The sequence below is a fragment of the Dietzia sp. B19 genome (genome assembly GCF_014145155.1).
GTDB classification, from domain to species: domain Bacteria; phylum Actinomycetota; class Actinomycetes; order Mycobacteriales; family Mycobacteriaceae; genus Dietzia; species Dietzia natronolimnaea.
The window spans coordinates 11,604-17,005 of the sequence record NZ_JAALED010000498.1 but is presented as its reverse complement, the minus strand read 5'-3'; the positions used below and the strand labels follow the sequence as shown (position 1 = coordinate 17,005).

General features: G+C 70.2%; 6 protein-coding genes. 4 read left to right on the top strand and 2 right to left on the bottom strand.

Annotated features, from left to right (window positions below; genetic code table 11):
- Positions 1–116: 116 nt before the first annotated feature.
- Positions 117–734, bottom strand: a complete 618-nt coding sequence (locus G6020_RS13745; RefSeq protein WP_182610998.1) for a LysE family transporter — start codon at positions 732–734, stop codon at positions 117–119.
- A 67-nt stretch (positions 735–801) separates the two neighbouring features.
- Here G6020_RS13745 and G6020_RS13740 point away from each other — a divergent pair, with 67 nt between their 5' ends.
- Together G6020_RS13740 and pth are read left to right on the top strand one after the other, a co-directional pair.
- Positions 802–1,698: a LysR family transcriptional regulator ArgP gene (locus G6020_RS13740; RefSeq protein ID WP_182610997.1), complete on the top strand. Its 897-nt coding sequence runs from the start codon at positions 802–804 to the stop codon at positions 1,696–1,698.
- Positions 1,699–1,780: 82 nt separating this feature from the next.
- Entirely contained in the window at positions 1,781–2,380 is a 600-nt protein-coding gene (gene pth / locus G6020_RS13735) for an aminoacyl-tRNA hydrolase (RefSeq protein ID WP_179525804.1), read from the top strand.
- A gap of 90 nt (positions 2,381–2,470) precedes the next feature.
- On the opposite strand, the gene G6020_RS13730 is transcribed toward pth, so the two are convergent.
- Positions 2,471–2,926, bottom strand: coding sequence for a DUF6508 domain-containing protein (locus G6020_RS13730; RefSeq protein WP_182610996.1), 456 nt, complete (start codon positions 2,924–2,926; stop codon positions 2,471–2,473).
- 202 nt (positions 2,927–3,128) lie between these two features.
- Here G6020_RS13730 and G6020_RS13725 point away from each other — a divergent pair, with 202 nt between their 5' ends.
- Positions 3,129–4,811: a peptide chain release factor 3 gene (locus G6020_RS13725; protein WP_182610995.1), complete on the top strand. Its 1,683-nt coding sequence runs from the start codon at positions 3,129–3,131 to the stop codon at positions 4,809–4,811.
- A 217-nt stretch (positions 4,812–5,028) separates the two neighbouring features.
- Positions 5,029–5,402: transposase (locus G6020_RS13720; RefSeq protein ID WP_182611001.1), on the top strand; the 374-nt coding region annotated here is incomplete at its 3' end.

The following is a 5,402-nucleotide window of genomic DNA, read 5'->3' as shown; positions in this document are numbered from 1 at the left end:
GGGCCCGCTGCCGACCATCGAGTCGGAGCGGGCCCGCGGTCGATTCCGGAACCCCTCGTCCGGACGCACCGGCCGGCTGGTCCCGACCGCAGTCGAGACCTAGCCGCAGTCGAGACCTAGCCCCGAATGAGGCCGACGGCCAGGACGACCATCATCACGGCGATCCCCGCGTCCAGCACCCGCCACGCCCCGGGCCTGGCGAACACTCCACGCAGGGCCCTGCCCCCGAAACCGATCAACGCGAACCATGCCGTGCCGGCGAGGAACGCCCCGGCCGCGAACACCCAGCGCAGATCCCCCGCCTGCTGGTTGGCGAGGGTCCCCAGGAACACCACGCTGTCCAGATAGGCGTGGGGGTTGAGCCAGGTGAACGCCGCGCACGCCGCCACCGCGCCCAGGGTCGAGGGGATCCGTGCGTCGCCGTCCACCTGCAGCCCGCTGCCGGGGCGCAGGGCGCGGGATGCGGCGAAGGCGCCGTAGGCCAGCAGGAACACCACCCCGAACCACTTCATCACCGTGATGGCGGCGGGCGCGGACTCGACCAGCGCCCCGACCCCGGCCACGCCGAGCAGGATCAGGGCCGCCTCGGACAGGACGCAGAAGATCACGATCGGAACCATCGCCACGTCGCCGCGGATCGAGCGTTGGAGGACGTAGGCGTTCTGTGCGCCGACGGCGGCGATGAGCCCGAGGCCCATGCCGGCGCCCATGAGAAGCGTGGAGGTGGTGGTCACGTCCCCACGCTAGGGTCGCGATGGATGTAGCGCTACTACAGTTCCTTGGTTAGCATTAGCCTCACTTATGGACGCACTTCACCTGGACCAGCTGCGCACCCTCGTGGCCGTCGTCGACCTCGGTTCGTTCGACGCGGCCGCCACCCACCTCCACCTCACGCAGTCCGCGGTGTCCCAGCGGATTCGAGCGCTGGAGGACTCGGCCGGCCGAATCCTGGTCCGCCGGGACCGCCCGGTCACGGCGACCGGCTCCGGCGAGACAGTGCTCCGGACCGCACGGCAGATGCTCCACCTCGAGGAATCCCTGTCCCGCGAGTTCGACGGAGCGGGCACCCCGACAGAGCATGTGGTCCTGGCGGTGGCGTGCAACTCCGATTCGCTGGCCACCTGGTTCCTCGACGCCATGACCGAGGTCCACTCCTCGGGCCGGGTGGTCTTCGACCTCCGCCGCGAGGACGAGTCGTTGTCCTCCCAGCTCCTCCGGCGCGGCGAGGTGATGGCGGCGGTGACCAGCGAGTCCCGACCCGTCCAGGGGTGCCGGTCACTGCCGCTGGGGTCGATGCGGTACCTCGCGTGCGCCAGTCCCGGGTTCGTGGCCCGGCACCTGCGGGACGGTTCGCCCACGACCGCGCTGGGCCGAGCCCCCATCGTCGACTTCGATCGCAGCGACGCCCACCAGAACCACCACTACCGACGGTTGGCCCGCCGCGAACCGACCGGGCCCCGACACTTCGTGCCCAGTTCGCACGACCACGTCCGGGCCATCGCCGCCGGGTTGGGGTGGGGCCTGGTCCCTGAGCGACTGGCCACACCGTGGCTGGTCTCCGGCGAGCTCGCCGAGGTCTCCCCCGACCGCCCCCTCGACGTCCCACTGTTCTGGCAACACTGGAGACTCCAGTCCCCCGACCTCGACGCCCTGACGGCGGCGGTGCTCGAGACGGCCCGGGCCGAGCTGCAGGCATGACGGCCCGAGCCGGAGCGGAGGCGAGCGGGTGGGGAGTCGACCGACGGGAGCGGCGACCGACTCCGTCTGGGACCATGGGTCCGTGAGTACCGCTGACGCCCCCGGACCCAGACTCGTCGTGGGCCTGGCCAACCCCGGTCCCGACTACGAGGGCACCCGACACAACATCGGCTGGGACGTGCTGGTCGAGCTCGCCTCCCGCGCCCTTCCCATGCCCGCGAGCTTCTCCACGCACAAGCGGACCAACTGCGAGGTCGCCCAGACGCGGTTGGCCGACCAGGCCGTGGTCCTGGCCCGTCCGCGGAGCTACATGAACCTGTCCGGGGGCCCCGTCGCGGCGGTGGCGAAGTACTTCTCCGTCGCCCCCACCGAGGTGATCGTGGTGCACGACGAGATCGACATCGATTTCGGTCAGGTCCGGCTCAAGCGTGGCGGGGGCGAGGGCGGGCACAACGGCCTGCGCTCGGTGACCAGCGCCCTCGGCACGCGCGACTACATCCGCGTCCGCGCGGGGGTCGGCCGGCCACCGGGTCGCATGGCGGTGGCGGATTACGTACTCAAGCGCTTCTCTAAGCTCGAGCAACCCGACGTGCCGTTCCTGGTCCAGGACGCTGCCGACGCCGTCGAACTGCTCCTCACGCACGGGCTGGAGACCGCCCAGAACCAGGTCCACTCCGCGTGAGCCGTCCCCGGCGGCTGCGACGTGACGCCGCTCTGGGCGCGGGGGCACTGACGGGCCGGAGCAGGAGCGCACGACCGGCTCGTGGGGCGATCACATGTCGTACAGCTCTCGCAGCCGGTCGAGAAGCGCCACGAGCGCCCCGCTCTCCAGCGACGCCGCGACCTCACCCTCGCTGAACCTCTCGGACCGCATCATCCAGGTGAGCAGCGCGACGGCCAGCTCCTCGTCGGAGTCCCGGGCCAACGCCACGAGATCAGGTGCCCGGCTGCCCATTCCGTGCCCACCTCGCCGCTGGAGCGTCCGCCGGTACTCGACATCGGTCAGCGCTCCCCCGTTGCAGACCTCCATGACCTTCTCGGTGTCGCGGTCGTAGATCGGGTACCGGAGGTTATACGAGCCGTCCTCGTTCTGACCGCCCCCGGACCACACGACCGAGCGGACACCACGCAACCGCTCGACCGCCGGGAGCAGGTCGCGTAGCGCCGCCCTCCGCTCCTCGCGTACCCGTGCGTCCCCGACCACAGAACCGTCCCTGCTCGCACTCATTCCCGTCTCCGCTCCGGCGCGTCCGGTGACGTCGCCACTGCGCACCGTAGGCGCCGGGTCCGACATCGCGCCCCGCGTGACCTCGCCTTTCGCGCGCGCCCGCAGACCCCGGGCGGCGCACCGGCGGATTGGGTGCTCGAACGTGGACGGACGTACCCTGGGATGACGACGGCGAGGGCCGCCGGAGCACCGAGGAGGACGCGTGACGGAGACCGCCGAGGACACCGGGACGACCGGGCAACCCGCTGGTCCCGACAGGTCCGGGGCCCACACGGACGTACGCTCCGAGGTCGCCCGACGCCGCACCTTCGCCGTGATCGCCCACCCGGACGCCGGCAAGTCCACGCTCACCGAGGCGCTCGCGCTGCACGCGCGGGTCATCACCGAGGCCGGCGCCGTCCACGGCAAGTCCGGTCGCCGCGCCACCGTGTCGGACTGGATGGAGATGGAGAAGGCCCGCGGCATCTCGGTCAGCTCCACGGCACTGCAGTTCACCTACAAGCCGGCCGGGGCGCCGGACGACGACGAGCCGTACGTCATCAACCTGGTGGACACCCCCGGCCACGCCGACTTCTCCGAGGACACCTACCGCGTCCTCACCGCGGTCGATGCCGCGGTCATGCTCATCGATGCCGCCAAGGGCCTCGAGCCGCAGACGCTGAAGCTGTTCCGGGTGTGCAAGCACAACGGGCTGCCCATCATCACGGTGATCAACAAGTGGGACCGGCCGGGGCAGGCGCCGCTGGAACTGCTGGACGAGATCACCGAGCAGATCGGCCTGGTCCCCACCCCCCTGTTCATGCCCGTGGGCATCGCCGGCGACTACCGGGGCCTGCTCCGCCGCGGCCCCGAGGGGGCGCCGGAGGAGTACATCCACTTCACCCGCACCGCCGGCGGCTCGACCATCGCCCCGGAGGAGCACTACGACCCGGCCGCCGCCGCCGAGCGCGAGGGCGAGGTCTGGGAGACCGCCGTCGAGGAGTCCGAACTGCTCTCCGCCATGGGTCAGGACCACGACCAGGAGCTCTACCTGGCCGGCGAGACCAGCCCGGTGATCTTCGCCTCCGCGATGCTCAACTTCGGCGTCCACCAGATCCTCGACGCGTTGGTCGAGCTGGCCCCGCCGCCGCACGCGTGGGACACCGTCACCGGCGCGCCGCGTGAGACCTCGGATCCGTTCTCCGCGGTCGTGTTCAAGGTGCAGGCCGGCATGGACGCCGCGCACCGCGACCGGCTCGCGTTCATGCGCGTGGTCTCCGGCGAGTTCGAGCGCGGCATGGTGGTCACCCACGCCCAGTCCGCCAAGCCGTTCACCACGAAGTACGCGCTCACCGTCTTCGGCCGCGACCGCACCACCGTCGAGACCGCCTACCCGGGCGACGTGGTGGGCCTGGTCAACGCCACCGCGCTGGCCCCCGGCGACACCCTCTACACCGGTAAGAAGGTGCAGTTCCCGCCGATCCCCCAGTTCGCCCCCGAGCACTTCGCCGTGGTCCGCGCGCAATCGCTGGGCAAGTACAAGCAGTTCCGCAAGGCGATCGACCAGCTGGCCGCCGAGGGCGTGGTTCAGATCCTGCGCAACGACACCCGCGGCGACGCGAACCCGGTCATGGCGGCGGTCGGGCCCATGCAGTTCGAGGTGGTGACCGCCCGCATGAAGACCGAGTTCAACGTCGAGGTCGTCGTCGACAACCTGCCGTACTCCATCGCCCGCCGCACCGACGCCGCCTCCGCCGACGAGCTCGGCCGTCAGCGCGGGGTGGAGGTGTTCCAGCGCACCGACGGCGAACTGCTGGCCCTGTTCGGCGACAAGTGGCGCCTGCAGTACATCAGCAAGGAGATGGATCACCTCACCATCGAACCGCTGGTCGCCGACACCAACTGACCCTCGAGTCACACACGCCTCACCGGGCCCGCGAAAGCTCTGAACAACCGTCCAGAAATTGCTCGGATAGGGCTCGGAACGGCCCACCCTTGGTTAACCCCGGTGATTCACGGGGATCTGCGGATCGCTGGGCGAAAATAGACCGAAGTGCTTCCTGAACAGGGGAAACTGGGACTTGTCTAAGGTTCCATGTCCCCACACAGAAAGCACTCGGTAGGTGAAGCGTACGTCGTGGTCGTCTGGCCTGTCCGTTACTGCTGATGGTGTCGGGGTGGTCTCTCATGCCGGGGCCATCGCGCCTCGGCTTCTGGCTGATCAGGTCGGTCTGACCGCCGCGCTGTCAGGGGCCATGGCCCGCCGCCGGTTCATCCCGATCCACGATCGCGGCCGGGTGTTGATCGACGTCGCGGTGATGCTGGCCGATGGCGGCGAGTCCATCTCAGACATCGGCGTCCTGCGCCACCAATCCGAGGCCCTGGGCCCGGTAGCCTCGGCCCCGACGGTGTGGCGCACACTCGATGAGATCACTGCCGGCAAGCGCAAGAAGATCCAGGTAGCGCGTGCCCGCACCCGCCGTCACGTGTGGTCCCG

What these genes read in the sequence shown, in the direction of transcription:
- G6020_RS13740 (WP_182610997.1), top strand. Translation starts at nt 802, where the DNA reads ATGGACGCACTTCACCTGGACCAGCTGCGCACCCTCGTGGCCGTCGTC.
- G6020_RS13730 (WP_182610996.1), bottom strand. Translation starts at nt 2,926, where the DNA reads ATGAGTGCGAGCAGGGACGGTTCTGTGGTCGGGGACGCACGGGTACGC.